Origin of the sequence: Streptomyces sp. H51 (assembly GCF_035656535.1) — a bacterium.
GTDB lineage: Bacteria > Actinomycetota > Actinomycetes > Streptomycetales > Streptomycetaceae > Streptomyces.
In genome coordinates this window covers 246,327-273,319 of sequence record NZ_JAYMHD010000077.1, presented here as the reverse complement: position 1 = coordinate 273,319, position 26,993 = coordinate 246,327, and the positions used below count along the sequence as shown (strand labels likewise).

Below are 26,993 nucleotides of genomic sequence, written 5' to 3'. Positions count from 1 at the left end.
AAAACGATAAAAATGGGGCGTCGTTCGGGATGCGGGTCCGCTGCGGGGCCGCCCTGCTCGCCGCGGCCGCCATCGCCTCCGGCTGTGCGCAGGGCGACGCCTCCGAGGTGGATTCGGCCGAGGTGACCCCGGCCGCCGGCCAGCCGCCCCTGAGGGCGGCCCCGGCCCGCGCCCTGGAGGCGTACGCCGCGCGGCTGCGCGCCGCCTACGTCGCCCGGGCCGCGGCGGCCAGACGCTGGGGCCTGGCGAAGGTGCCGCTGGCCGCCCCGCCGCCGCCCGCCAAGAAGCCGGTGATCACCGCCCGCAAGGGCTTCGAGGTCGACGGCCAGCGCGAACTGGACCTGCCCCCGGTCTTCACCACCGTCCCCACCGAAGAGAAGGTCGTCTTCCTCACCATCGACGACGGCGCCGAGAAGGACCCGGCGTTCCTGCGCATGACGCGCGAGCTGAAGATCCCGTACTCCGCCTTCCTCAGCGACTTCCTGATCCGGGACAATTACGGCTACTTCGGGAAGATGTGGCAGGACGGGGTGACGCTGAACAACCACACCCTGCACCACCCCTACCTCCGCGGCCTGTCCTACAAGGAGCAGAAGCGCGAGATCTGCGGCATGCAGGACGTGATCGAGGAGCGTTACGGCGTCCGCCCCCGCCTCTTCCGCCCGCCCTACGGCAGCTACAACCAGGACACCCTGCTCGCCGCCAAGTCCTGCGGCATCCGGTACGCGCCCATCTGGGACGAGGAGGTCTTCGTCGACCGCTGGGAGTACCGCGACGACCGCTTCCTGCACCCCGGCGACATCGTCCTGACCCACTTCCGGGGCCGCGCGCAGTGGAAGGGCACCATGCCCGACATGCTCCGCCGCTTCCTGGACAAGGTCACCGCCCAGGGATACGCGGTGGCCCGGCTGGAGGACTACCTGTGAGGCGGCGCCGCCTGGCGGCCGGGGCGCTGGCGGCCACCGTCCTGCTCACCGGCTGCGCCCCGTCCGTCGACCCCATCCAACGGCTCGGCGAGAAGGCGGCCCGGCACATGCGCCCGCACGGCACGGCGACCGCCGGCCGACCGCCGCACGACACGGGGGACACAGCCGCCGGGCACCGGACGCACGGCGGGGACGGGGGCGCCGGGCGCCGTCCCCGTGGCACGGAGGACGGGGGTGCCGGGCACCGGCCGACCGGCGCCGGGGCCAGGGCCGCCGGGCGGCCGTCGTACGACGGCGGGCACCGTGCCGCCGGTCGCCCGGACGGCGGGCAGCCTGACGCCGGGCAACTGCCGTCCCGCGGCCGGGATCTCGCCGCCGGTCGGCCGTCGTCCCGCGGCAGGGGCCTCCCGCCCGGTCGGCCGCCGTCCCGCGGCAGGGGCCTCCCGGCCGGTCGGCCGTCGTCCCGCGGCAGGGACCTCCCGGCCGGTGGGCCGCCGTCCCGCGGCCGGGGTCACGAGGCCGCGAGACCGTCCCGTGTTCCGGCCGCCCGCGCCGCGGACGGGGGCCTGCCGCGCGTGGTCCCCCGCGTTCCCACCCGCGACAAGGTCGTCTTCCTCACCTACGACGACGGCGCGGAGACGGACCCCCGCTTCGTCGAGACGGTCCGGGCGCTGCGCCTGCCCGTCAGCATCTTCCTCACCGACCGGGCCGCCGGCCCGGGCTACGCCCGCCTCGCCCGCCTGCGGTCGGTCGGAGTGAGCCTGCAGAACCACACCCTCGACCACCGCGCCCTGCGCGGCCTGCCCTACGCCGGCCAGCGCGCCGAGATCTGCGGCCAGCAGGACAAGCTCACCGCCCGCTTCGGCGTCCGCCCCCGCCTCTTCCGCCCGCCCTACGGCAGGTACGACGCGACCACCCTGCGCGCCGCGGCGGACTGCGGCATCTCCGCGGTCGTGCTGTGGCGGGCGGCGATGACGGGGGACGGCGAACTGACGTACGCGGGCGGCGAGCACCGCCTCGGCCCCGGCGACGTCGTGGCCGTGGCCGCGGGCGGGGGCGCCGGACCGACGCTCGGGGAGCGGACGGCGCGGCTGTTGCGGGAGGCGTGCGGCCGGGGACTGACGGTGGCGCGGCTGGAGGACTACGTCTGACGCCGGCCCGACCCGGGTGACGGCCGTACGGCCCCGTACAGCCCTCGCAGGGCCCCCGTACGGTGCGGAACCCCGGCCGACGCGCCGCGGGGATTGGCACTCCGCTTGACCGAGTGCTAATCGCGGTCATAGTCTCGGGTCTGGCACTCCCCCCTGGAGAGTGCCAACAACGCGACGGGCAGGTCCGGCACCCGCGACGACGGATCGACCTGGTCGCCACCTCAGACAGTTAACCCCGTGAGATCTCCGAAGGGGGAGGTCGGATCGTGACGACCGCCAGCTCCAAGGTTGCCATCAAGCCGCTCGAGGACCGCATCGTGGTCCAGCCGCTGGACGCCGAGCAGACCACGGCCTCTGGCCTGGTCATTCCGGACACCGCCAAGGAGAAGCCCCAGGAGGGCGTCGTCCTGGCCGTGGGCCCGGGCCGCTTCGAGAACGGCGAGCGTCTCCCGCTCGACGTCAAGACCGGCGACATCGTGCTGTACAGCAAGTACGGCGGCACCGAGGTGAAGTACAACGGCGAGGAGTACCTCGTCCTCTCGGCTCGCGACGTCCTCGCGATCATCGAGAAGTAGTCCCACCTCGAGCATTCCGCTCTTAGCTGCGCCCCTGGCCCCCGCGACCACACAAGAAGCCGGGCGCCCGGGGCGCAGTTTCTTTCACCTAGATTTCCGAGAGGGCTCACGCTGTCATGGCGAAGATCCTGAAGTTCGACGAGGACGCCCGTCGCGCCCTCGAGCGCGGCGTCAACAAGCTTGCCGACACGGTCAAGGTGACGATCGGCCCCAAGGGCCGCAACGTCGTCATCGACAAGAAGTTCGGCGCTCCCACCATCACCAACGACGGTGTCACCATCGCCCGCGAGGTCGAGGTCGAGGACCCGTACGAGAACCTCGGCGCCCAGCTGGTGAAGGAGGTGGCGACCAAGACCAACGACATCGCGGGTGACGGCACCACCACCGCCACCGTGCTGGCCCAGGCCCTGGTCCGCGAGGGCCTGAAGAACGTGGCCGCCGGCGCCTCCCCCGCCGCCCTGAAGAAGGGCATCGACGCCGCCGTCGCCGCCGTCTCCGAGGACCTGCTGTCGTCGGCCCGCCCGATCGCGGAGAAGTCCGACATCGCCGCCGTCGCCGCGCTGTCCGCCCAGGACCAGCAGGTCGGCGAGCTCATCGCCGAGGCTATGGACAAGGTCGGCAAGGACGGCGTCATCACCGTCGAGGAGTCCAACACCTTCGGTCTGGAGCTGGACTTCACCGAGGGCATGGCCTTCGACAAGGGCTACCTGTCGCCGTACTTCGTCACCGACCAGGAGCGCATGGAGGCCGTCCTCGACGACCCCTACATCCTGATCACGCAGGGCAAGATCTCCGCGATCGCCGACCTGCTGCCGCTGCTGGAGAAGGTCATCCAGGCCAACTCCTCCAAGCCGCTGCTGATCATCGCCGAGGACGTCGAGGGCGAGGCCCTGTCGACCCTGGTGGTCAACAAGATCCGCGGCACCTTCAACGCGGTCGCGGTCAAGGCCCCCGGCTTCGGCGACCGCCGCAAGGCGATGCTGCAGGACATGGCGATCCTCACCGGCGCCACGGTCGTCTCCGAGGAGGTCGGCCTCAAGCTCGACCAGGTCGGCCTGGACGTGCTGGGCTCCGCCCGCCGCGTGACGGTCACCAAGGACGACACCACCCTCGTCGACGGCGCCGGCAAGTCCGAGGACGTCCAGGGCCGCGTCGGCCAGATCAAGGCCGAGATCGAGACCACCGACTCCGACTGGGACCGCGAGAAGCTCCAGGAGCGCCTCGCCAAGCTGGCCGGCGGCGTGTGCGTGATCAAGGTCGGCGCCGCCACCGAGGTGGAGCTGAAGGAGAAGAAGCACCGCCTGGAGGACGCCATCTCCGCGACCCGCGCCGCGGTCGAGGAGGGCATCGTCTCCGGTGGTGGCTCCGCGCTGGTCCACGCCGCCAAGGTCCTCGAGGGCAACCTCGACAAGACCGGCGACGAGGCCACCGGCGTCTCCGTCGTCGCGCGCGCCGTCGTCGAGCCGCTGCGCTGGATCGCGGAGAACGCGGGCCTCGAGGGCTACGTCATCGTCTCCAAGGTCAAGGAGCTGGAGAAGGGCAACGGCTACAACGCCGCCACCGGCGAGTACGGCGACCTGGTCAAGGCCGGCGTCATCGACCCCGTCAAGGTCACCCGCTCCGCCCTGGAGAACGCCGCCTCCATCGCCTCCCTCCTGCTGACGACCGAGACCCTGGTCGTCGAGAAGAAGGAAGAGGAAGAGCCGGCCGCCGCGGGCCACGGCCACGGCCACAGCCACTGAGCCGCATGCTCACAAGAAGGCCCTGCTCCGGTTGACCGGAGCAGGGCCTTCCCCCTTGTTCGCGGCGGGTCCGGTCAGCCGTCGGTGCGCACCAGGAACCTGACGTGCTCCGCGAGCAGCGCCCGCGCCCCGTACGTGTCCGCCAGACGGGCGGCGAGGGTGGCCTCCGCGAGCCGTGGGGGGAGCGCCTCCGCGAACTTCAGGCCCCGAACGGCGCGCAGGTCCACCTCGGGCAGCGTCACGCCGTTGCCGGCGTCCGCTGCGGCGGCCCGCCAGGTCTGCGGGGTCACGTCGTCACGCAGCCTCACGAACCGGTCGTCGGTGACCCGGTGCGGCAGCACGACGGAGGGGAGGGAGGCGGCCAGTGTGGCGTTCGCCCGGTGTCCGCCCCAGGTCCACCACCGCACGTCGCCGTCCCCCCGGCGGGTGACGACCGTACCGGCCGGGTGCACCACGTCCCGGTGCGCGTCGCGTGCCTCGGCCAGTTTCGCCTGCGCGCGGCGGGTGAGGACGACGGGCGGGGCGGCGCCCAGCAGGACCTCCCGCCCGGCACGGGTCAGGGTGAACGACCGGACACGGTCCGGGCCGAAGCCGTTCCACCTGGCACGCCCGCCCTCGTCCACGGGCTCGACGAAGCAGCGCCTGCGGCGCCAGTCGATGTACGTCACCAGCCAGCTGCGGCCCGCCAGCAGCAGCTTCCGCGGCCCCTCGACCTCCTCGGTGAGCAGGTCCGGGTCGGTGCGGCCGATCTCCGTCCGCCCGCTGAGCACAGTGAACTCCGGCGGGGCCGTGAACGACGCCGTCAGGTTCATGAAGTGGCGGTGCCCGAAACGCCGTTCGGCCTCGGGCCCGATGAACAGCAGGCCGCCGTCCCGGTCCAGGTAACCCTGCTCCACCAGGTGGTGCACGATGGGCTCGGCCGCCTTCCCGAAGGTGTCCAGTCCGCCCCACCATTCCTGCCACAGCTTCTCCCCGACCCGGTGTTCCTGCAGGCACAGGGCGAGCACCTGCTGGGCGACCAGGTGCCGCGGCTCGGGAGGCGGTGTCACCGGTTCCACCCAGCCGCGCGACCAGGCGAGCAGCAGGGCCGCCGCGGACAGCAGACCGGCGTCGGTGAGGGCGAGGAAGAGGCAGTTGCGGCGGGTGCCGGGGCGACGGCCGGTACGGCCCAGGCGTTGCAGGAACGACGCGACGGTCTGCGGCGCGTCGAGCTGGATCACCCGGTCCAGGTCACCGACGTCGATGCCGAGTTCGAGGGTGCTGGTGGACACGATCACGCAGTCCCGGGCTTCCGCGAAGGCATGTTCGGCACGTCGTCGTTCGTCCGCCGACAGTGAGGCGTGGGACAGGAACGTGGTGACGCCGCGCAGTCTGAGCTGCTCGCCCAGTTCCTCGACGGTGCGGCGGCTCTCGCAGAACACCAGGCGCTTCTCGCCCCGGTGCAGGGCGGCGACGACCGTGGCCGCGTTGGCGACGGAGCCGACGTAGTCCAGCTCGATGTCGCCCGGCGGGGGAGCCGTGGTGGGCCGGGCTGCTGAGGGCTCGGCAGCCGAGGGCGGGGCCGCCACGGTGCCGGATCCGGGGAGCGCCACGCCGGGTGCGACGACCTGCCCGGGCCGTCGGCCCCGCCCCGACCCCTGGAGCCAGTCCAGCAGTTCGTGCGGATTGCCGACGGTGGCCGACAGGCCCACCCTCTGCACCGGCCGCCCGACGATCCGCTGCAGCCGCTCCAGCACGGCGAGCAGATGCCAGCCGCGGTCGTCACCGGCGAAGGCGTGCACCTCGTCGACCACCACACTGTGCAGACCGGAGAAGAACGTGCGGTGGTCCACGTGGGTGCTGACCAGCATCGCCTCCAGCGACTCCGGCGTGGTGAGGAGCAGGTCCGGCCGCTGGGCCAGGATGCGGCGGCGTCTGCTGGTCGCGATGTCGCCGTGCCACAGCTCCGCGGTGCGGCCCACCCAGCCCGCGTACGTCTCCAGCCTCGGGTGCAGGTTGTTCAGGAGCGCCTTCAGCGGAGTGACGTACAGAATGCCGGTGCCCTTCCAGCCGTGCCGCTGGGCCCGGGTGAGCAGGGGGAAGGTGGCGGCCTCGGTCTTGCCTCCGGCGGTGGGGGCCAGCAGTACGGCGTCCTGCCCGGACAGCAGCGGCCCGATCGCCTCCTCCTGCAGCGGGCGCAGCGAGCGCCAGCCGAGCGTGTTGACGATGTGGTGGGTCAGGATCGGGTCCAGCAGGTCCAGCGCGTCGGCGCTCACGGCAGCTCCAGGTCCACGTCCCCGGCGCTCGCCGCGGCGTTGCGTTCCACCTCGTCGAGTTCCGTGGTGTTGACCGTGAGCGTGTAGTGGACGCGGGGGTCGAAGTCGTCGAACGTGTCGATCCGGTCGAGTACGTCGGCCACCAGTTTCCGCAGGTAGAGCCGGGGCGCGATGCCGGCCTTGCCGCCGAGGGAACCGGTGACGGCGCGCGCCAGTTCGTCGAGGTAGGCGTCGTCGGCCCGTCCGGCGACGCGCTCGGGGTGGCGTGCGGTGGCCTCGTACACCGCGCGTACCTTGCGGCCCAGCTCGCCGAGCGAGGCGAGGTCGAAGCCCGGCAGGCGGAGCTGGACGGCCCGCGGGGAGTCGAAGCGCGGGTCGGTGGTGAAGTCCGTGGCCAGCCGCTGGGCCAGCGGTGCCAGGCGCTGCACGCCCTGCTGACCGTCGTAGAACGCGGGTGTGCCGGTGATCACGAGGAACAGGCCGGGGAACCGTCCGGCGTCGATCTCGTCGAGGAGCTGGCGCAGGGCGTTCAGGGATTTCTCCCGTACGTCGCCGCGCACCCGCTGCAGGGTCTCCACCTCGTCGAGGACGAGCAGCAGCCCGGGGTGCCCGCAGTCCCGCAGTACGGTCAGCAGGCCCTGCAGGAAGCCCAGTGCGGCGAAGTGGTCCAGGTCGCCCCGCACCCCGGCGGCCCGCTTGGCCGACGCGGCCACGGACCGCTGTCCGCCCAGCCACGCGATCAGCGCCTCGGCGCGTGCCCCGTCGCCCGCCGCGACCGCCTCGCGGTAGCCGCGCAGGGCGGCGGAGAAGGCGGGGGTGGTGCGGGCCACGTCCGTCAGCCGCAGCTCCAGCAGGGTGTCGACGGCACGGGCGAGTCCGGCCTCGTCGTCCTCGGCGGCGTCCCCGGCGCCGATGACTTCTTCCTCCAGGGCGTAGAACCAGGAGTCGATCACGGCGCGCAGCGCGGAGGGCGGATGCGTGGACGTCGTCAGTCGTTCCGTCAGCCGGCGGTAGACGGTCTCCAGACGATGCAGCGGGGTCTCCGTCTCGGAGATCTGCACCTCGCTGACGGCCAGGCCCCGCTTCTTGGCCCGTTCGGCGAGCCAGCGGGCGAAGAACGTCTTTCCCGAGCCGTACTCGCCGCGCAGTGCGTGGAAGGCGCTGCCGCCGCGGGCGACGGTGGACAGGTCGTCGTCCAGGGCGTCGGCGAACCGGTCGAGGCCGACGGCGAACAGGCCGAGTCCCTGCTGCGGCACGGTGCCGCGGCGCAGGGCGTCGACGACGTCCCGGGCGCGTGCGGCGCTGATCCCGGCGGTGCCGGGAGGTCGGGGAGTCGGGGTGCTCACGCCTGCGTGCCTTCCGTGAACTGCTGCCGGAGCAGCTCCCTGTCGAGGTGGACGGTGCGCCCGGATTCCACGAGCTGGAGCACCGGGTAACCGTCGATGTTGAGCAGGCGTTCGAGCATGGTGACGAAGCGCTGGGGGTTGCGCTCCGACCTGCCGGTGGCCGACTGCGCGGCCGCGGCGACGGCGGCTGGCGACAGCTTGCCGCCCGCTTCGAGCAGCGCGTCGAGTGCCGCGGCCACGGCGGCGTTGCCGGGCGCGTTGCGCACGAACTCGCGCTGTGTCTCGTACGGCTTGCTGCGCACGGTCCGCTCGCCGAGTGTGCCGTGTCCGGGCTGCGGGAACAGCCCTTCGGACTGCGGTTGCCGCCTGCGGGTGTCCCTGCCGCGCGGTACCGCGGCGGGCTGTGGCGGTTCGGCCGTCTCGCCGCCGCGCCACCATGCGGGGGCGGTGTTCTCGGCGGGCAGCGCCGTCCAGCCGGACGGGATCTCGCTGCCGGACGGGACGAACGCCAGGACCGGCACGGTGACCTCGGAGAGTGAGGCGCCTCCGTGGTAGCCCGCCTGGCGGGAGGTGTACCGCAGGTCGTCACGCCAGGCGGCGGTGATCCGCCCGCTGCCCGCCCGCACGCGCGGTCCGGTCAGTTCCACTTCGCCGGGCTGGGCCGGTCCGGTGCGCCAGCGTGCTCCCTGCACGCCGTCGGCCGGTGTGGGGCCCGCCTCGCGCGGGCTGCGGTCGAGGACGTGCCCGTGGTCGGAGACGAGCAGGACCGGCCGGCCCGCGCCGCGGGCGGCGTCGAGCAGGTCGGCCAGTTTGGCGATGTCGGACGTGCCCCATCGGGCACGTCCGTTGTCCCGCCCGTCGGCGAGCGCGTCGTCGATGGTGTTGAGGACGACCCCGACGACGGTGTCGTCGTCCTGGAGCGCGCCGAGCAGTTCGGGCGCGAGGCGGTGCCCGGCGGCTCCTTCGTAGCCTCCCTTGTGGAAGAGCCTGGCCGTCCGCCGCCGCTTCTTCCAGAAGGCGGTGAATCCGGCGCGCTCGACGTCCTGGCCGCCTTCGGTGGCGGTTCCGGCGAGCAGGGAGGCCCGGCTGATCCGGGTGACGGTCGGCAGCATGGCGACCGCGGCGAGCCGGCCGGGACGGCGTCCCGTGGGTGCGGTGGGGACGATCTCGGTCCAGTCCCGCCGGTCGAGCCCGGCGGCGAGTTCGGCGGCGACGTCCGCGCTCATCCCGTCCAGGACGAGGATCAGCGGCCGGCCGCCCTCCCGGGCGAGCGGAGCGGCGGCCTCCGTCAGCACGTCCTCGATCAGCAGCGCCCCGTTCGGTGCCTGCTGCGACGCGCTTTCGGCCCAGATGGCGAGGAGTCGGGCGAACCGCTCGTCGAGTTGCCGGCGTCGGTCCCGCACCCGGCCGATGAGCCGGTGGTAGGCCTCCCCGACCGTGCCGTCGCGTGAGGTGTCGCCCTCGGCGAGTATGCCGGTCGCCAGGTCCACCCAGCCGGTGGACTCCATGTGATGGCACACGCTTTGGCCGACCGACTCCAGCGGGGGAAGTGGGGTGTCGAGCCAGCGCAGGAGTCGGACGGCGGTGCGTGCCCGCTCGGTGGACTCCGCGTGGATCCTGGTGAGCTGGTGGTCCGCGAGGTCGCGCAGCGCGGCCTCGGCGGCGGCTGGGCGGGCGTCGAGCGTGGTGGCGAGGGTCCGCAGCCGGGCCCGGTATCCGGAGGGCAGCAGCCGGTCGCCGGTGAGCAGGCCGGTCAGGCGCGCGGTCTCGGCGAGCCGGTCGGCCTGCTCCAGCACGGCCAGCACCCGGGCGCGGGCGTCCGCCCCGGACGGGCCGCCGGCTTCCGCCTGCGCGATCCACCGGGTCAGCACTCCGGTGGCGGCGGCCGCGTACGGCGTCAGCGCGTCGAAGGACCGTAGTGCTCCGCCGAAGAGGGTGCCCAGGGCGAACCCCGCGTCGGCGGCGGCCGGACAGGCGAGGGCGGCCGAGGCGAGCGCGCCCAGCGGCAGCGCGTCGGCGCCGCTGCCGTCGGCGGCGAGCGCGAGCAGGGTCGGCGCTGCGGGCCCGGCCACCTCCTCCAGCCAGACGGTGAGCCCGGCGCGCTCCTGCTGCGGCAGCTCGGCGAAGCGCCGCGGCCCGGCCGGGGTGCGGCTCCAGTCGAAGAGGGTGTCCGCGTCCAGGTCCGGGGAGTCGTCGGCGGCGTCGCCGAGTCCGACGCGGGCGGCGAGCAGGGCGCGTACGGCCCGGTCGCGGGTGAGGACGGAACCCGTCCGCGGCCAGCCGCCGGGCGGTTCGGCCTCCAGGAGCGCGTCGAGCAGCCACGTCTCGCGCACCATCCGGGTGTCGAGGTCGCCGGCTCCGAACAGCTGCTTGACGATGTCGGCCCGTTCGACGGCCAGCGGCCGGCGGCGGACCGCGTGTCCGCGCACGTCCCAGCCGAGCTGGTCGGCGGGGACGGTGCCGGTGACGACGAGGACGCCGTCGCCGTCCGGGCCGGTCTCGGCGAGGTGGCGCCGCCAGGCGTCGGCGATGCCGAGCGGCGAGTCCTGGTCGGTGACGCGGACGCGGCGCGTGCTGCCGTCCACCTGCACGGTGAACTCGCGTTCCTCGTCGCTGCCCGCCCACACGGCGTCGACCAGCACGAGGCGGCGGCCTTCGGCCCCGGGCAGTTCCGTCTCCAGCAGTACTTCGACGGCGCGCCGCCCGGCGGCGGGCCGGGCCGCCATCAGCGGGCCTCCCCGGCGCTCTCGGCGCCCTCCGCGGACTCCACCGGCCGCCAGGTGATCTCCACGGCGGCGTCCGGGTGGGCGGTGAGGTAGGCCCGGATGTCGTCGCGGACGCCGGCGAGTTCACCGGCCAGCAGCTCCTCCAGCGGTGTCGCACCGGCCGCGGCGACGACCCGGCGCCCCGGCCGGGGAGCGCGCGGCGGCGTGCCGGAGGCGTCCGGCGCCTGGGCTGCGGGGCCGGTCTGCGGCACCACCGTGCCGCCCGCCCCCGGCCGCGGGCCCGCGGGGTGGTGGGTCGCCACCTCCGGCTCGCTGACCCGTACGTGCTGCGCGCCCGGCGCGGGCTCCTGCCGGGGCGTGAACGCGGTCTCCACCGCCAGCGCCGCGTTGATGATCGCGTTGGCCTTCTCGCCCGCCTCGCCGAGCACCGGCACCAGCGACCGCTCGAACTCGGAGGCCCGGGCGGTGATGGCGATCTCGTCGAACAGCCGTCGGGCCCGGTCGCCCACGCCGTCCTCACGGCCGGTCAGGCCGCGTACGTTCGTCAGGGCCGGCCAGGCGGCGTCGTCCAGCGCCCGCAGCACCTCGCCGGCGCTGCCCATGGCGGTGTTGAGGTCCCGCTCGGTCGCGGTGAACGAGGCCGACGCCAGCTCGCGCACCAGCGCGGTCGCGTCGCTGCCGTGCCGGGTCAGCCGGGCCAGCAGACCCGCGGCCTCCCGCAGGATCGCGGTACGCGGCGCGGTCTGCCCCTCGGCGTCCAGACCGAGCAGCGCGGCGTGCCGCTCCAGCGACGCCCGCACCCCGGCCACGTCCTTCTCCCAGGACTCCGCACGGGCGCGGATGCCTTCGGCGAGCCGGTTGACGTTGCGCGCGTACATGGCCGGTTTGGCGGTGACGCCGAACAGCCGGGCCGCCCGGTCCCGGGCCACCGCGTACTCGTCCTCGCCGGGCAGCGGCTGGGACCGCAGCGACCAGCCGGGCCCGATCTCGTGCAGGGCGGGCGCCTCCCGCTCCGGGCCGCCCTGGTACACCCAGGCCCGGTCGTCGAGCAGCGCGTACGCGGCGATGAGGAGGTTCCCGGTGAGCTTGTCGAGCCCGCCGTGGCCGAGGTCCTTGGTGATCCAGGCGCGGATGTCCTCGACGGCGAGGTCGCCGCGCTGTTTGTGCGCGGACGCGGCCTGGTTGATGCGGGTGCGCCAGTCCTGCCGCATGACGAGGGGGCCGTCGTGGACGGTGCCGAGTTCCAGCGGCTCCACGATCCGCTTGACGGTCTTCAGGTGGTGGCTGTCGACGTTCTGGGCACGCCCGCCCTCGTCCATCGCCCGGGTGATCCACTCCAGGGCCGTGCGCAGCTCGCCGGCCGTCACCGCCTTGCGCTGCCCCTTGGGGTCCGGCCCGAAGTCGGGGTGCTTGGGGTAGAGCGCGGAGAACATGCCGTCGGCCAGGTGCTGCGCGTTCGCCTCGAAGCCCTTGCCGCCCTCCGTGCGGGGCTGCGCAAACTCCGGCTGGAGCGAGAGCACGTGCCGCCCGTCGGGGACTTCCGGGCCGGGGTTGGCGTCGGTGGGCCGGGCCAGCCCGTACACCTCGGCGAGCGCCCCGGTGAGCTGGTCGGTGAGCGTGTCACGGGCCACTTCGAGTTGCCGCCGGACCTTGGCCCGGTCGTCGGGCGGGAAGGTGCCGGTGTAGTCGGCGAGCCGGTCGCGCTCCAGCAGGAAGGTGATCCGCATGAGCCGGCCGAGCTGTGCCTTGCGCTGGTCGGAGAAGAAGTCGGTGAGCCAGACCAGGGTGGGGGCGGTCAGCCCGTCCTTCTTCAGCTCCTCGACGCGGTGGAAGTCGTCGCTGGGGTAGTGGTCGCCGTCGTCGAAGGGGTAGTCGACGACGAACCGCACGTTGCCGGACGTGGCCGGGGTGAACTGCTCGTCGGGCAGGTCGGCGCGGTCGCGTACGTTGCCGAAGACGAACTCGGCGACGCGCCGGGTGCCGCGCCAGACGATCTCCTTCTCGGCGACGAACTGCCCGTCCCGCACGCCGATGGCGTCCCACAGCCGGTCGCGCAGCCAGACCCGGCGCACGCCCGCCTTGTCCTCCTCGGCGACGGCGTCGAGCAGCGGCTCGATGTCGAGGTCGGACAGGTGCAGCGAGAACACGGGGTCGGCTTCGCCGTCGGAGCGCACCTCGGACGGGAACGCGGCCTGCAGGTCGCGCATCCGTCGCACGACGACGTCGCCGGCGGGCACGGTGCGGGAGCGCACCGAGCCGTGGTTGAGTGCGGCGAGCCGTGCCCCGGTCAGCCGCCGCAGGGCGGGCACGTCGGGGGCGAGGGCGCCCAGCAGCAGCGTCTTGACGAACCGGTCGTCGGCCTGAAGGTCGGTGTGCGTGTCGGAGCCGTACTTGTCGAGCAGGTGGGCGCGCGCCTTGGCGTGGAACTTCACGGCGGCCTCGGACTCGCGCTTCAGTTTGTCGGTGAAGGCGGCGCGGGTGCCGTCGACGAGGACGTCCCACAGGTCGCCCAGCGGGATGAGCCGGCCGACGGCGGCGTCGGCGTTGTGCTGCAGCAGTTGCTGGACGAGTTTGAGGCCGGTGCGTTCGCGCTGGAGGGCGCCGGACAGGGCGACGAGGACGTTGAGCAGTGCCGGGGACAGCGGGTACACGGCCCGGAAGTCGGCCCAGTCGGCCTGGGTGGCGCCGCCTCCGTCCAGCAGGATGTCCTTGACCTGCTGGTTGGAGCGGTCGATGCCGGCGAAGGCGTTCTCCAGGACCGCCTCCTTGCCGGGGAGCGGCTTCAGCACCCGCTCCTTGATGATCTCCGGCAGGTTGCGGTCCTCCAGGTCGACGGTGTCGAACCGCTCGTTGAGGTATTCGAGGGCCTGTTCCATCGCCTTGACGTCGGCGCCGAGCACGTCGGAGCCGACGAGCTGGGACAGGTCGCGCTGACGCGAGATGAACGACACGATCGGCACGGGCCGGTCCGCGTCGCCCGACTCGATCAGCTTCACCAGCTTCTGGATCTCGCTGTTGACGAAGGTGCGGTCCCGCATGTGTGCCTGGAGCCACAGCACCAGCTCGTCGAGGAACAGCACCACGCCGTCGTAGTCCAGCGCGCGGGCGTGCCGGCTGATCGCGGCGAGCCCGGTCTCCAGCGGCACGTACTTGGCCGCGTCACCGTGCGCGCTCTCCGCGTACGACCGCATCGGCCCGCTGAGCAGCGCGGACACCAGCCGCTCGCGCCGCTGGTCCCCGGCGGGCGCGGTGAAGGCGTCGTCCAGCTCGCCGGAGGTCCAGGCCCCGCCGGCGCCGATCACCTGCAGTTCGCCGTCCTCGTCGTCCCCGGCCCCGCTGTCGGCCGGGAGGAGCCGGACGAAGGCGTCGTCCCCGAGTTGCTCCCGCATGCGCCGGGCGTCCGCCAGCATGGCGTCGGAGCGGAACACGATCGGGGTGGGCGCCTCCGGATGCCGCTCGCGTACCGCCCGCACGTACCCGCCGAGCAGAGCCTCGTCCAGGTTGGCGGCGCCCACGAGGTGGTAGGGCACCATCAGGAACCGCTTCCCGCGCAGCCAGTCGTCGTGCTCGGCGACGACCTCCCGCAGCCGGGGCTTGGTCCGCACGGAGGGGTCGTTGTTGAGGACGGCGTGCAGCACGGTCAGGAAGTGGCTCTTACCGGCGCCGAAGGAGCCGTGCAGGTAGGCGGCGTAGGAGGTGTTCTTGCGCACCGCGCCGCGCACCAGGTTCAGCGCCTTGCGGAACTGCTCCTGCAACTGCGGGGTGACGACGTACTCCTCGACGCGCCCGGCGGCCCTGCCGGTGAACCCCTGGGACAGCTCGACCTTGAAGTCGCCGGCGTAGACGTCCTCCTTGATGTCGAGGACGTCCCTCAGTACGACGGTGTCGCCACCCCTGGCCATCAGCCGCTCCCACTCCCCTGGCACGCGCCCGGCCGCCCCCGTGGCCCGGCTTTCCCCGGGGCCCGCGCCGGTGAAAACCCGTGCCCCTTACAACTCCCCCCTATCCTGCCAGCACGGGCGGCACCGCGGACCGGAGAGTCACCGTCCGAACAGGGATCGTGCTCAACTGTGACGGAGGCCGGCCGCGGGAGGCGGCGGTTGTTTTCCGGGGACGGCCGCACCGGCGCCGTGTGACGTGTGCGGTGCGGGCGGCTGCCTCATCCCGTCCCGCACGGGGCGGGCACCACGGCCCAGACCGTCTTGCCGACACCGCCGGGGCGAGGGGCCGTGCCCCATGCCGCGGCGAGGGCCGCGACGAGGAGGAGCCCCCGGCCGCCGTCCTCCCCGGCTCCGGCATCCCGCGCCTCAGGCAGCCGTTCGCCCCGTGCGTCGCTCACCTCCGCGCGCACGCTCCAGCCGTTCTCCCGGCTCAGCCGAAGCTCGGCGTCCCGCCCGGCGACCAGGCCGTGTGTGACGGCGTTGGCCGCCAGTTCCGCGACGATCAGCTCGACGGCGTCGTGGGCCGGGCTGCCGTACGGCCATCCCCAGGCGTCCATCTGGCAGGAGGCGAGCCGGCGGGCGAGCCGGGCGCCGCGTGGGGACGCGGTGAAGCGGAACGAGAGAACCGTCTGGTCGGCGAGCGGGAGCGGCAGCGTGGACCGCCGCTCCTGGCGGGGGGACGTGGTCATGTCCCGAAGATCCCGTGGCGGAACCCCCGCTCACCAGGTACGACACCCCCACGGTGGCGCTCTGTGGGGGCGGCAGGCAGATCTGTCGGGGTTGTCGGGGTCCCCCGGCAGGCGCGTGCTTCGCCCGGTCAGAGCCTCGCCCGCAGTAGCAGCACGCTCCACGAGACCCCTGGGCGCTGCTGCAGGTCCGACTGCTCGCGGACCGTCAGCACGTCGAGTCCGGCGCGGCGCGCCAGCCGGACCGTCTCGGACAGGGGAACATCGAACATATGCCGCCCGGGTGGGACGGGACCGTGCCGAAGGGTGATGAGCACGCGCCCCGTCGGGGACAGCAGCGATCGAACGCGCGTCATCGCTGCCTCCCGGTCTCCGTGCTCCAGGTGCATCCATACGGCGACGATCAGCACGAGGTCGAAGGGGCCGTGCACGCCGGGGAGCCCGGGCAGTGCGCTGTCGATCCAGGTGATGGCCGCGTCCGCGTGCAGTCGCTGTCCGATCTCGCGGAGTTCGGGCGTCGGTTCGACCGCCACCACGTCGTGGCCCAGCACGGCGAGCGCCGCCGCGTCCCTGCCGGACCCCGCGCCCAGGTCGGCGACCCTGGCGGGAGGAGGCGGAAACAGAGGGAGCATCTCACCGTGGACATTTTGGAAGGAGATGCTTTCGTACTGGCGCGCGAGATCTTCGGCCGCGGCGCCATAGCCCGTCGTGCCCGCGGGGGAGGAGCGTCTACTCTGTCCTGGACCCGCTGGGTGGTTTCTCTCAGCCTCACGCATTACTCACCATCCATGCAGAAGGCAGGGCCGAAAAGGCGCAGGTAATCTGACGTACATTGTTTCAGTCAACTTCGGCGAGCGACAGTCTTTTTACTTGTGTGCCCCTGCGACATCCTGTAAAGTCCTCCCGTCTTTATTCTCTCCTCGGCTGAGCCCTTGGGCAAGGGGTAGGCATGGAAAGCGGACTCCGCTGTGTCGATTCGGAATTCTGTGAGGAAATCGCCGGTGCGCCGGACACCACTTTCTCGGCGATTTACGGGGGTGACCCGCCGAGCCGTGTCATCTGGGAGACCTCGCGGTTCCGTCTCATCGCCGACATGTCCCCCCTGTGTGCCGGTCATCTGCTGCTTCTCCCGGTCGAACATTATCTCAGCTTCGCGGAGTTCATCGATGTGCGTCATGGTGAACTGGCGGCCGTGTTCTCGGTCTTAGGCTCCTTATATCGAAGTGTCTTCGGACCGCTTACGATACTTGAGCACGGATCCTCCGCCGCCATGCGGACACGCGCGTGCATTTCTCACGCACATTGGCACATACTGCCCGTCGACGGTCATCACGTCGATTCTCTGATAGCGGCGGACGGGCTGCCCGCTGTTTCCCTCGCGGACATCAAAGGCCTGGCGGCCCTGCGGGGCGAGCCGTATTTTCTCTGCGCCCATGAGGGCGAATACAAGGTGTACGACGGGCATACCCCCATGCGCAGCCAGTATCTGCGCTCCGTCGTCGGCCGTCTGCTGGACATCCCCGACCCGCTCTGGGACTACGCCCTGGTCGTCCGCAAGGAAATGCTCCGCGAGACCATGACGCTCACCAGGAGTTGGCGGGACGCCCTGCCGGCCGTGGGGACGTCATTCTGAGCACATGTGGAGGGCGGCGCGTGCCGCGCATCTCGATTTCCATCGACGGACCCACGGCCAGTGGAAAAACCACTCTGGCCACATGTCTTGCCCAGTCCCTCGGACTGGCTTTCCTGGATACCGGACTCACTTATCGAAGCCTGGCCTACGCTCTCTCCCGGGAGCCGGCGGAGAGCCTGCGCACCCGACTGCACTCCGCTCTGGAGCACCGGCCCGTCGTGTATGACAGGTCGGGAGAGGTGGTGCAGGATCACGCCATTCTCCTGCACGGTGAGGACATCACCGAGGACATCTGGGACATGTCCCTGGACGGCGGACTCAAGGCGGTCGCAGGGGATTCCGCCTGGCGCGAGGAGATCCTGGGCATGCATCAGGCCATCGTCGAGAAGCACGGCGATGTCGTCGCCGTCGGCAGAGACGTGGCCATGACTCTCCTGCCGGCGGCGCGTCTGCGGATCTACCTGACCGCCAGTCTGGCCGTGCGCAGGGAGCGGCGGCGTGCGCAGTACCGCGACCGGAGCGACCGCTCCACGGCAGTGGGCCCGCCCACGCAGCGCGACGAGGAGAACCGGGCCGCCGTCCGGTCGCTCCCCGACTCCATCGAGATCGACACGACGTATCTTCCCGCTTCGGCGGTGTCCACATGCGCCCTGAACAGGCTGACGAACGCCTCGGCGCCAGGTACTCAGAGAAAGGTGCGATGAATCGTGAGCTCCCAGGAACCGGTCTACTCGGATGAGCCGACACGGGTGAAGCAACTGGTCAGCGAATTCTTCAGCGGCCAGTCCGGAGCCGGTGTGGGACCGGACGGACTGGACGTGGTCCTCAGCATGGGCGCGGACGTGCGGGACGACTGCGCCGTGTATGAAATCGGCTCGCCGGTGACCCTCGTCGTGGGATCGGACTACATCCGCGGCCCGAAATTCATTCTCCACGAAATGGGCCTGTTATCGGACTTCGACATCGGCTATTACCTGGCAGCGGCCAATATCAGCGACATCGCCGCCATGGGCGCGACACCCATCGGCCTGCTCAGCGTCGTCCGCTACCCGCACGAGCTGGACGATGCGGGGTTCCGCGAGGTCATGGCCGGAATCCATCAGGCGTGTACCGATTTCGGAACCCTCAACGTGGGCGGCGACATCGGCAACGCCGAGCGCGTCATCCTCTCCGGAACCGCCCTGGGCGTCTGCCGGCCGGGCAAGGTACTCAAACGGAGCGGCGCCAGGCCGGGAGACCTCCTCTGTGTCACCGGCGCCTGCGGCCTGCTCGGAGCCGCGGTCGCGTATTTCCCGAAGGAGGACTCCTTCCTGCCTCGCAGGCTTCCTGCCGACGCGGCGCAAAGGCTCCTGGACAGTTGGCGCAGGCCCCGGGCCCGCGTCGCCGAGGGACGTGTCCTGGCCGAGAAGCCGTTCGCCACGTCGTGCCAGGACACCTCTGACGGGCTCAAGGCCACCATCGAGCAGATCATGCAGGCCGGCGGGGTGGGCTTCCGCGTCACGGAGCGGGACGTCCCCGTCGACCCCGCGGTGCGCATGGTCGCGGACCTCATGCAGGTCGATCCGCTGGCTCTGACGATGAGCGCCTCGTCCGACTTCCAGTTGGCCTTCACCCTTGCCCCGGATGATCTGGAGGCGTGCCGCGCGGAGTTCGCGGCCATGGGGCTGGAATTCTTCGTGATCGGCGAAGCCACCGACGACGGAGAGGCGTGGGCGGTGAGTGATGAGGGAACGCGCCCGCTGCCCGGGGTGGCGTGGAAGCACCAGAAGTCCGACGTCAGCCTGCTGGCCTCCGGCTCGTCCGACCCGCAGTCCGGATGAGAGCGCTGACCGCCAAGTTCCTGGACCGGTCGATACTGCTCGGGGCATCTCTGGTGCTGATAGCCCGGCAGTACGACCTGCCGAGCAAGCAGTTCTGGGCCGACGCGATGCTGAACCATCCGTATGTTGTCGTCACGCTCGTCTGCACGGTCGCCCTGTTCGGCGCCCTCACCCCGTTCCAGAGCTACGCGGACCGGCAGCGGGTGGGGCGCCGGGTCGTCGTCCGGCAGCAGGTGCTGGCGCACTTCGGCAAGATGCTGGCCGTGGCGCGAAACGCGCAGCCGCCCGTGGACACGGGTGATCTGGGGCTGCATGTGTGGCAGATCCAGCGTTCGCTTCGTCATCCGCTGCGGGGGTACCTCCGGCGCACCGTCACGTATCGCCTCGGAAGCACCCCGGCCACCAGGTCCTTCGCGCCGACCAAAGGGGTGGGCGTCGTGGGCCTCTGCTGGAAGCGGAACGAGGAGGTTTCCTTCGACGTGCGGGAACTGGCGGACCGGCTGACGGACCAACAGGAGTTCGAGCGGTACCGGGAGGCCCGGGGCGCCGACGCGGTGATGGGCCTGACCTGGTCGGAGTTCCGGCGTGTGGCGCACCGCGGGGCGGTCTTCGCGAGCCCGATCAGGAGCCGCGGGGGTGACTTCATCGGATGCGTCAGCGTCGATGCCCGACACGGCCACGCCGCCATGGACGTGGATGACTTCTGGCACGAACTGAACTCGTTGTGCTCCCGTATCGGGCAGGACGACTTCGACGTCCTGTGATCCGGTCGTGGATCTCAGCGTCGGCCGGTATGAGCGTCGGTGAGCTGCCTCAGCCCGGGTTCCTCGTCGGGCTTGGCGGCCCAGAGGTCCGGCTCGCAGTTCGGGACCGCCTGCCGGATTCCGCCGCGGGGATCCGCGACATCCCCGAAGCGCCGGGGGATCAGGTGGATGTGCAGGTGGTCGACGGTCCGTCCGGCCGCTCGCCCCTCGTTGACGCCGATGGTGAACCCGTCGAGGTCGCCGTGTTCCTCCGTGAGGCGTTCCCGCGTGGCGAGGATGAGGGCATAGGCGTCCTTGACCTCTCTGGGGGTCAGCTCGAAGAAGGACTCCACGTGGCGTTTGGGAACGACCTCCACATGGCCGGCGGTGGCCGGGAAGTTGTCATAGCGGACGTAGAACGTCTTGTTCTGCTGCAGGATCCTGTTCAGATCGGGTTGGTTCCGCCGGCAGAAAATGCATGCGGAATCGGTCTCCGCCGAACTGCGTCGAATCCAGTGGCTTAACCTTCTGAAGAGCGAGGGGAAAATTCCTTCGGCGTCCGACCGTTCCTGGTCCATCGCTCGCTCCATTCTCTCTGAGGTCGACTCCGTGTAGCCGCGCACGCACCATGATGTCGCGGCAGACGGGCTTGTGGGGTGTTGTTGGGAACTCTTGTCGCACAGCCCCGGGTGCCCCGTCCACAGTCATGCACTTCATCAAAAATCGGGCGATGGTGATGAGTTTGGGTGGACTGATGGTTAGCACCTCGAACGGTAGCGAAATCCTCGGCGGTACGCTAGCCGTCCTCCACGCCTGACACGGTGAGGCGTGGGTGCGAGCAGGCCGCACGCTCAGAAAGTCCTACCGGTGCGTTTCGGGGACCGGGGGCTGAGCCGGCGATCGCTGCGGTGCGGACCGGCTGGTTGCGGAGGCGACGGTATCGCACGAAAAGGGGTGGGGTGGTCCGAGGATGGGAAGGTGCGGCGCCAGTTCACTCACAGGAGGCAACCGGTGCCGTTCGAGACTCGGTTGACGTGTGTCGGGCCTACCCTGCGGCTACGGTTCCGTCTCCGACCGGCATCGGTGTCGGCATGGTGTGCAGTGCGCCAGGCCGTGTGGCCGGTCCGTCACGGCTCGCGGAGAGCGGCGAGGCGACCGGACGGGAAGGGCGGGACGAGCCCCGGCTCCGCGCGCAGGCCGACCGGCGGGTGGCCGCGGCGTCCTGGAGCCGGCGCTTGCCGAAGATGGCGTTCAGGTAGGCGGAGGCTCGTCCGGGGACGGCCTCACGCCCAGGCAGGCAATCAGAGTCTCCATCGATGGATCGGTGAAGATCTGGAAGTGGTAGCCGTCGTTCGGTCGGTCGTCGACGTATCCCGTCAGCAGGATTTCTCCCGGGTATGCGCGGAGATCCTCGACAGCCGCAGTGAATCCAATGGAAGGCTGGCCGGTCTTCTGGAGCGTCCGCTCTCTGCGGGCGTAGAGGGAGACCAAGCGCATTTTTGGCGCCCGGTCCGGCCACAGTTCGAATTCTGCGCCCTGTGCCAGGGCGTCGGCGCACTGCTGCGCAACGTGGCCGCCCGTTCGGAGCAGGCGCTGCAAAGTCTCACGTTCCATGTGAAATCGCTGTCGATGTTTCCGGCGGCGCGGCGCCCGGGGCCGGAAAGCAATGAAGGAAGCGGTCAGGCATCGCGCCCATCATCTGAGAACGCCCACCCCCTTGGCCTTCAGGGCGTGCCGAGAATTTCCATCACGCATTCCCTGACCAGGTCGCAGAAATTCGAGAGATCCTGCTGGTCGGCCCCACGCTTCACAGCCCGTTCGATCTGCCACTCGGTGAACAGGGGAGCGAACCAGAGGAGCCTGACGAAATCCTGGTGCAGAGACTCGCCTTCCGGGACCTCGATGGATTTCAGCAGATCGATGTACCGCTGGGCGAGTTCTGCGTCGAAGTCTCCTGCCCTGAGCTTCCCCAGCGGCCCTTGATCGGGATCCCATGCGAGGTCGAGCGCCTCCAGTACCTGGGGGTCGGAATGCTTCACTCCCAAACTCCAATGATCGCTTCTCGTGGTATCTTCTGGAATATTAGGACTTCTTGGTCCTTTTTTGCGTAGAGGTCGATCCGCCCCTTGCCCGGGAATCCACCGGAAACATCCTCGACGCGTCCCGGTATCTTCGACAGATCGATCGCCACAACCCCGTGGCCGCCATTGTACTTCTCGAAGGCGACGCTCGGCAGTTTGGCCGTGGATATCCAAGGGGACAGTTTCTTGCCGGCTACATGGGACAAGGGAGACACATTGATATTGTCCGGTGCTCGCGCCGTGAGGCCGAGTGCGGGGTCTTCTCCCTCGCTCAGAGCCCGGAAGACGATGCCCGGCACAGTGTCGGCGTCGGTCGGATAGGTACAGGCCTCGAGACCGAGCGGGTCTATCCAGACGAGGGGGTTGGGGACATAGGCCAGCGGGTTGGGGGCCGGCGTCAGGCCGAGGGGGTCGGGCGTCAGGAAGCGTGCGGTCTCGGGGTCGTAGTGGCGGAAGTAGTTGTAGTGCAGGCCGGTTTCGAAGTCGAAGTACTGGCCCGGAAAGCGGAGCGGCGTGTACGCGGTACTGTCCGAAGCCCACGCGGTCGATCCCCACAGAGTTCTGCGTGTTCGCCAGGCGATGTCGCCCTGCTCGTCGACGAGTTCGGTAGGTGTCCCGATGAGGTCGGTGACGATGGCGAAGAACCGGGCGTCGATCTCCTCTTGGGGCGCCTCCGCAGCGGTGATGCGTTCCGTCTGGGCCACAGGCTGCAGGCCCAGATGGTCCCAGGTGAGGGTGACGGCGTTCGGTTGAGCGGCGGAGACGGCGGTCTGTTCGCAGAGGGTCGTGCCGTCCCAGGCGAACTCGACCTGTTCGACGACTGAATCGCCTTCGGCTGCGAGCAGTTGCTTGGCGATGCGGCGGCCCAGCGGGTCGTAGGTGTAGCGCCATCGGCTGCCGTCCGGGGTGACCACGGAAACCAGCCGGTCTTCGGCGTCCCATGTGTAGCGCCAGGTGTCCGGTTTGCGGGACAGCCGACGCTTCTGCCGAAGGACGATGCGTCCCTGTGCGTCGTGTTCATAGCGAACGTTCCCCGCGCTGGTGATGCGGGTGCCCGTGTAGGAGCGGAAGCCGGTCGCCTCCTGGCCCGGATGAGCTGTCGGCCATGTCGCCCGGGTCTGGTTTCCGGCCTCGTCGTAGGCGTACCTTTCGGTCCAGTCCCGGCCCTGCACGGCGGTGACCCGGCCCGCGGTGTCCAGGTCGAAGGAGCGTACTCCGTTCAGCAGGTCGTCATGGCGGGAAGGGTTTCCGTCCGGCCGGTAGGCATAGGTGTGTGCCTGAACGATTCGGCCGACGTCGTCGCGTACTGATCGAGAAGTCAGACGGCCCGCGGCATCGTAGGTGTTCGCCAGGCTCACGGTGCCGTCCAGGCGACGGGAGAGTTCCCTGCCGGCCGGGTCGTACTCGAAGCGGAACGACCGGCCGGCGGTCACCAACTCGACGAGGTGACCCGCCGCGTCGTAATCCCGGTGGCTGGTTGATCCGCTGGGCGTGGTGCGCTTCGTGCGGAGACCCAGAGGATCGTATTCATGGCGGACGGTCCGGCCGTTGATGGTTTCGGACAGCACCCGACCGGTGTTGTCGTACTCCAGAGCCAGGGTCGCATCCGGCCCGACCGCCAGGACGAGCCGGCCGGCGGGGTCGTAGTCGTAGGTGGTGATCGCGCCTTCGACGTCCTTGCGCAGGATCTGGCCCAGTGGATCGCGCACGTAGCGGATCGTCTGCCCCATGGCCCCGGTACGGCTTTCGAGGCGACCTGCTGCGTCGTGACGGTAGGTGAGCGTGCGGTTGTCGAAGTCGGACTCGGATATCAGGCGTCCCGCGGGGTCGTAGGCGTAGTCCCAGGTGAGCCCTTGTGCGTTGATGACCTGCGTGAGGCGGAGTTCGGTGTCGTGGATGAACTCGTGGCGCGCACCGTCCGGACCGGTACGAGCCGCTATCAGGTCGAAGTGGGTGTAGGCGAACCGGGTGACGGCTCCCATCGCGTCCGTGTGGCTGATGCAGTTGCCCTCGGCGTCATAGCCCCACGACTCGACGGCTCCGTCCGGGCCGACGGAACGGGCCGGCTTGCCCTCGGTCGTCCAGGTCAGCCGCGTGGTGGCCCCGGATGGATCTGTGATCACGATCGGACGCCCGAAAGCGTCGCGCTCATAGGTCGTGACGGCTCCCAGCGGGTCCGTGACCTGAAGCGGCAGGCCGGCGGCATCACAGCGGATGAGCGTGGTGTTGCCGAGCGGGTCGACCGTGGAGGTGGGGTGACCCGCCCGGTTGACCGCGATGCGTGTGGTGGCGCCGGACGGGTCCGACACAGCGGTGCGGTTGCCCCGCTCGTCGTACTCCAGACGCCATACGGCGCCGTCTGCGCCGGTCACCGATGTGGGCAGGCCGAAGTCACCGTATTCGGCGGTCGTTCGACGGCCGTCCGGAAAGGTGATCGTGACCACTCGCCCACGGGGACTGTAGCCGTAGCGCGTGGTGTGGCCGAGCGGGTCGGTCACCGCCACCAGTTGCAGGTTGTCGTCCCATTCCCGGGTGGTGACGTTGCCGAGCGGATCGGTTTCGCGGATGAGGCGCAGATTCTCGTTGTGTTCGTAGGTGCGGGTGTGGCCGAGGGAGTCGGTCACGCGGGTGGTGCGGGTGGCGGTGTCGTAGGTGAGGGTGGAGGCGAGGGCACCTCCGGTGCCGCCGGTGGCGGTGACGCGGCCCTGGTCGTCGTAGCGGTACCAGTAGGTGGTGTCGTTGCGGTCGGTCCAGGAGGTGATGCGGCCTTCGGCGTCGTAGGTGTAACGCATGGGCAGGCCGGAGGAGTTGGTCTCCTCGGTCAGCCGGCCCTGCTCGTCGTAGCCGAAGGTGAGCAGGGTGGTGCCGGGGCGGTCCGGGTGCGCGGGGCCGAGCAGGCGCAGGCCGGTGATGCGGGAGCGGGACCGGTCGTGGTCGAGGGCGATGCGGTAGCCGCCGGAGTGGATCACCGCTGCGGGGATGTCCCCGTCGGCATAGTGGACGGTGATGCGGTTGCCGTTGCGGTCGGTGATGTGCTGGAGGGGCAGGTCGACGGCGGTGTCGTCGGCCGCCGGGACCGGGGAGTGGAAGACGTGGGTCAGGCCGGTGTCGGGGTCGGTGACGCGGACGGCGCCGTCGGTCTCGGTGTCCCAGGACAGGGTGAGGCGGGAGCCGGGCGTCTGCGGACCGACGGGGTCGTTGGTCTCCGGGTCCGGGCGGGGGAAGCAGAGGCGGGCGCCGTCCGGGGCCGCGTAGACGAAGCCTTCGTCGTCGGCCTGGATGCGCTGGTCGAGGGTGGAGGCCCAGGTGGGGCCGAACCAGCCGCCCCACCGGTAGGAGGAGAGGTGCGTGCGCGTGAGGATCAGCGGCAGCACGCCCGGCAGGCTCACGTCGGTGCGGGTGAGGGCCATGTCGCCGGTGGCCACGTCGATCGGGTCGCGCACGAACTTCTTGACCATGTTGCGGACGGAGGCGGGCAGTTTGTCGAAGCCCGGGTTCAGCTTCAGGCGCTCGAAGGCGGCGCAGTCCAGCCCCATGCCCTTGCTCAGCCTGGCCAAGGCGGCGGGGCCCAGCGCCTTCAATCCCTTGCCCAGGGCCTTTCCCAGGACGCCGAAGCCGACGCCCATCACCGCGCCCTCGGCCAGGATCCCGGCCAGCTTCTCCGGGTCCTTGAACGCGGAGGGATCCTGCAGCAGCGTCTCGAACGCCGTGAACTCGGCGCCACCCTTGGCCATCTTGGCCACCGCAGCCACGCCCCGGATCTCCTTGAGCGTCTTCAGCGCCCGCTCCACGCCCCGGATGACCTCCATCACCCCGCGGATGACGGAGCCCAGCGCGGTGCCCTCCTCCTCGATCCGGCCGATCAGCGCCACGACCTTCAGCGCCCGCTCGCCCGCCATGAGGGTGGAGGCCACCTCCGAGGCGCCGGCGGTCAGGATCGACAGGGCCAGGCCCGCGATCTCGAACTCGGCGATCTCCGCCAGGATCACCCCGATCTCGGACAGCAACTCGTGCGCCTTGTCCGCGAAGTCGTCCAGAGCTTTGGCGCCCTCGCGCAGCGAGTGGGCCATCTCCCTGGCCTGCTTGCGGGCGGCCTTGGAGCGCTTGTCGAAGGCCTTGGCCGCCTTGCCCTCCCACTCCACCTCGGCGACGGCCTTGCGGGACGCCTCCGCGGCGTCGTCCAGGCCGGTGGCCAGATGCCGCCACTTCTTGGCGATCTCCCGCACCCCGTCCGGGTCCACCGCCGGATCCGAGATGCCCAGGAACTCCAGACCACTGGCGATGGAGTCGCCGAACATGTGGTTGAACTTGTTGACGTAGTGGAGGGGGTTGAGGTCGACCACGCCCGGCTCAGCCCTTCTTTTCCTGCGCCGTGGCAGCGATCAGCACATCCAGCAGGTCGAAGGCGTCGGAGACCTCGCCGATCAGCTTCGCCTCCGCCTCCCACTCCTCTTCCAGCGCCTTGGTCAGCCTGGTCAGGGTGGTCATGCCCTTGCGGATCTCGTCCGTGGCGCTGAGCAGCGAGCCGAGTGCGCCGAGCGCGCCCAGGTCGTGGGACTGAGCCCTGAACTCCTGCAACGGCTTCGCCGTGTGATGCCCCGCATGCCGTAGCCCCGTCGCCGCCTTGTGCATGGACGTGGCTGTCTTCTTCAGGTCCGACACGCCACCCACCCCCCGCTATTCACGCTGTGCACATGCCAACCTCACGACACTATTGAAGGCGGTTATGCGCGAGGTAAGGCGGCTGTCAAGCAGGGGTAAAGGCGGTCGGCTCGTGAAATGTGAGGCAGCGGCGGCACAGTGTCTCGTCGCCGACGGGCCGGAACAGCCCGGAGTCCCGCGTCCAGCGTACGCACCGCCCCTGCCGCCCCCGTCACCTCATACCCGGTCCTCGTCGCCGGCTTGGGCGAGGATCCGCCGCAGGACCGGCAGGTCGGCCGTCTCGTCGCGCCGCAGCCGCCCGCGCTTGTCCGCGTCGAGGTCGGCGGGCCGGATCACGACCAGCCGCAGCCCGTGGGCGGGTATCTCGGTCTCACGGCGCGCGTCGTACAGGGCGCGCTGCTCACCCCGGTGGACACCGCTCACGGTGAGCCGGTCCGGCTTGTCGAAGTGCGGCACCGGCCGGTCGTGCTGGAGTTCCCGGTACTCGACCACCAGCCGGTGACCGGGCCAGTACGCGTCGACCGGCAGCCTGACCCGCCTGCCCCCGGCTCCCGGGTCCCCGAGCAGCCAGTCGAACCGGTGCTGTGTCAGGGCCGTTTCGCCGAGGATCCGGTTGCACAGGCCGATGACGTACGCCTCGTCGCTGTCGTCTCTCGCTCCCATGGCGCGCATCCTGCCAGGGGCCGCTGACAACGGGGAGTCAGGA

General features: G+C 70.8%; 20 protein-coding genes. 8 read left to right on the top strand and 12 right to left on the bottom strand.

From position 1 onward, the window contains the following. Positions 1 to 29: 29 nt before the first annotated feature. The 4 genes from VKA29_RS30030 to groL all read left to right on the top strand — a co-directional run bounded on the left by VKA29_RS30030 (position 30) and on the right by groL (position 4,394). On the top strand, positions 30 to 926 hold the full coding sequence (locus VKA29_RS30030) for a polysaccharide deacetylase family protein (protein ID WP_324789146.1): 897 nt from the start codon (positions 30 to 32) through the stop codon (positions 924 to 926). A 575-nt stretch (positions 927 to 1,501) separates the two neighbouring features. Beyond that, positions 1,502 to 2,077 (top strand): polysaccharide deacetylase family protein, encoded by a 576-nt coding sequence (locus tag VKA29_RS30025; protein WP_420718594.1) that lies wholly within the window; start codon positions 1,502 to 1,504, stop codon positions 2,075 to 2,077. A 266-nt stretch (positions 2,078 to 2,343) separates the two neighbouring features. Next, the gene (gene groES / locus VKA29_RS30020; RefSeq protein WP_055493212.1) at positions 2,344 to 2,652 is read left to right on the top strand and encodes a co-chaperone GroES; all 309 of its coding nucleotides are present in this window, start codon (positions 2,344 to 2,346) and stop codon (positions 2,650 to 2,652) included. Positions 2,653 to 2,768: 116 nt separating this feature from the next. Continuing rightward, the gene (gene groL / locus VKA29_RS30015; protein WP_324789145.1) at positions 2,769 to 4,394 is read left to right on the top strand and encodes a chaperonin GroEL; all 1,626 of its coding nucleotides are present in this window, start codon (positions 2,769 to 2,771) and stop codon (positions 4,392 to 4,394) included. 74 nt (positions 4,395 to 4,468) lie between these two features. Here the strand turns inward: groL and VKA29_RS30010 are convergent, their stop codons facing one another. The 6 genes from VKA29_RS30010 to VKA29_RS29985 all read right to left on the bottom strand — a co-directional run bounded on the left by VKA29_RS30010 (position 4,469) and on the right by VKA29_RS29985 (position 15,980). After that, positions 4,469 to 6,649 carry a DEAD/DEAH box helicase gene (locus tag VKA29_RS30010; RefSeq protein WP_324789144.1) on the bottom strand — a complete coding sequence of 727 codons (2,181 nt, stop codon included), beginning with the start codon at positions 6,647 to 6,649 and terminating at the stop codon, positions 4,469 to 4,471. After that, entirely contained in the window at positions 6,646 to 7,995 is a 1,350-nt protein-coding gene (gene brxD / locus VKA29_RS30005; RefSeq protein WP_324789143.1) for a BREX system ATP-binding protein BrxD, read from the bottom strand. The genes VKA29_RS30010 and brxD overlap by 4 nt, the downstream gene beginning before the upstream one ends. Beyond that, the gene (pglZ, locus tag VKA29_RS30000; RefSeq protein ID WP_324789142.1) at positions 7,992 to 10,721 is read right to left on the bottom strand and encodes a BREX-2 system phosphatase PglZ; all 2,730 of its coding nucleotides are present in this window, start codon (positions 10,719 to 10,721) and stop codon (positions 7,992 to 7,994) included. Before pglZ ends, brxD begins: the two co-directional genes overlap by 4 nt. After that, a complete protein-coding gene (locus VKA29_RS29995; protein WP_324789141.1) occupies positions 10,721 to 14,623 on the bottom strand; it encodes a hypothetical protein in 3,903 nt (1,300 codons plus the stop codon). The genes pglZ and VKA29_RS29995 overlap by 1 nt, the downstream gene beginning before the upstream one ends. Before the next feature lie 257 nt (positions 14,624 to 14,880). Next, entirely contained in the window at positions 14,881 to 15,351 is a 471-nt protein-coding gene (locus VKA29_RS29990) for an ATP-binding protein (RefSeq protein WP_324789140.1), read from the bottom strand. A 128-nt stretch (positions 15,352 to 15,479) separates the two neighbouring features. Beyond that, the gene (locus VKA29_RS29985; RefSeq protein ID WP_324789139.1) at positions 15,480 to 15,980 is read right to left on the bottom strand and encodes a class I SAM-dependent methyltransferase; all 501 of its coding nucleotides are present in this window, start codon (positions 15,978 to 15,980) and stop codon (positions 15,480 to 15,482) included. Between the two features lie 317 nt (positions 15,981 to 16,297). On the opposite strand from VKA29_RS29985, the gene VKA29_RS29980 reads away from it, so the two are divergent. Genes VKA29_RS29980 through VKA29_RS29965 form a run of 4 tightly spaced genes read left to right on the top strand, consistent with a single transcriptional unit; the run spans position 16,298 to position 19,565 of the window. After that, positions 16,298 to 16,981, top strand: coding sequence for an HIT family protein (locus tag VKA29_RS29980; protein ID WP_324789138.1), 684 nt, complete (start codon positions 16,298 to 16,300; stop codon positions 16,979 to 16,981). A 20-nt stretch (positions 16,982 to 17,001) separates the two neighbouring features. Further along, positions 17,002 to 17,685: a (d)CMP kinase gene (locus VKA29_RS29975; RefSeq protein ID WP_324789137.1), complete on the top strand. Its 684-nt coding sequence runs from the start codon at positions 17,002 to 17,004 to the stop codon at positions 17,683 to 17,685. 3 nt (positions 17,686 to 17,688) lie between these two features. Next, entirely contained in the window at positions 17,689 to 18,801 is a 1,113-nt protein-coding gene (thiL, locus tag VKA29_RS29970; RefSeq protein WP_324789136.1) for a thiamine-phosphate kinase, read from the top strand. Next, entirely contained in the window at positions 18,798 to 19,565 is a 768-nt protein-coding gene (locus VKA29_RS29965) for a hypothetical protein (protein WP_324789135.1), read from the top strand. The genes thiL and VKA29_RS29965 overlap by 4 nt, the downstream gene beginning before the upstream one ends. 14 nt (positions 19,566 to 19,579) lie before the next feature. On the opposite strand, the gene VKA29_RS29960 is transcribed toward VKA29_RS29965, so the two are convergent. From VKA29_RS29960 to VKA29_RS29935, 6 genes are all read right to left on the bottom strand, one after another. After that, the gene (locus tag VKA29_RS29960; protein ID WP_324789134.1) at positions 19,580 to 20,122 is read right to left on the bottom strand and encodes an HIT family protein; all 543 of its coding nucleotides are present in this window, start codon (positions 20,120 to 20,122) and stop codon (positions 19,580 to 19,582) included. Positions 20,123 to 20,795: 673 nt separating this feature from the next. Further along, positions 20,796 to 21,158 carry a hypothetical protein gene (locus VKA29_RS29955; RefSeq protein WP_324789133.1) on the bottom strand — a complete coding sequence of 121 codons (363 nt, stop codon included), beginning with the start codon at positions 21,156 to 21,158 and terminating at the stop codon, positions 20,796 to 20,798. A gap of 110 nt (positions 21,159 to 21,268) precedes the next feature. Next, positions 21,269 to 21,583: a hypothetical protein gene (locus VKA29_RS29950; protein ID WP_324789132.1), complete on the bottom strand. Its 315-nt coding sequence runs from the start codon at positions 21,581 to 21,583 to the stop codon at positions 21,269 to 21,271. Continuing rightward, the gene (locus tag VKA29_RS29945) at positions 21,580 to 25,968 is read right to left on the bottom strand and encodes a DUF6531 domain-containing protein (RefSeq protein ID WP_324789131.1); all 4,389 of its coding nucleotides are present in this window, start codon (positions 25,966 to 25,968) and stop codon (positions 21,580 to 21,582) included. The genes VKA29_RS29950 and VKA29_RS29945 overlap by 4 nt, the downstream gene beginning before the upstream one ends. Before the next feature lie 7 nt (positions 25,969 to 25,975). Further along, complete coding sequence (locus tag VKA29_RS29940) at positions 25,976 to 26,287, bottom strand: hypothetical protein (protein ID WP_324789130.1); 312 nt, start codon at positions 26,285 to 26,287, stop codon at positions 25,976 to 25,978. Between the two features lie 216 nt (positions 26,288 to 26,503). After that, on the bottom strand, positions 26,504 to 26,950 hold the full coding sequence (locus VKA29_RS29935) for a hypothetical protein (RefSeq protein ID WP_324789129.1): 447 nt from the start codon (positions 26,948 to 26,950) through the stop codon (positions 26,504 to 26,506). Positions 26,951 to 26,993: the final 43 nt, after the last annotated feature.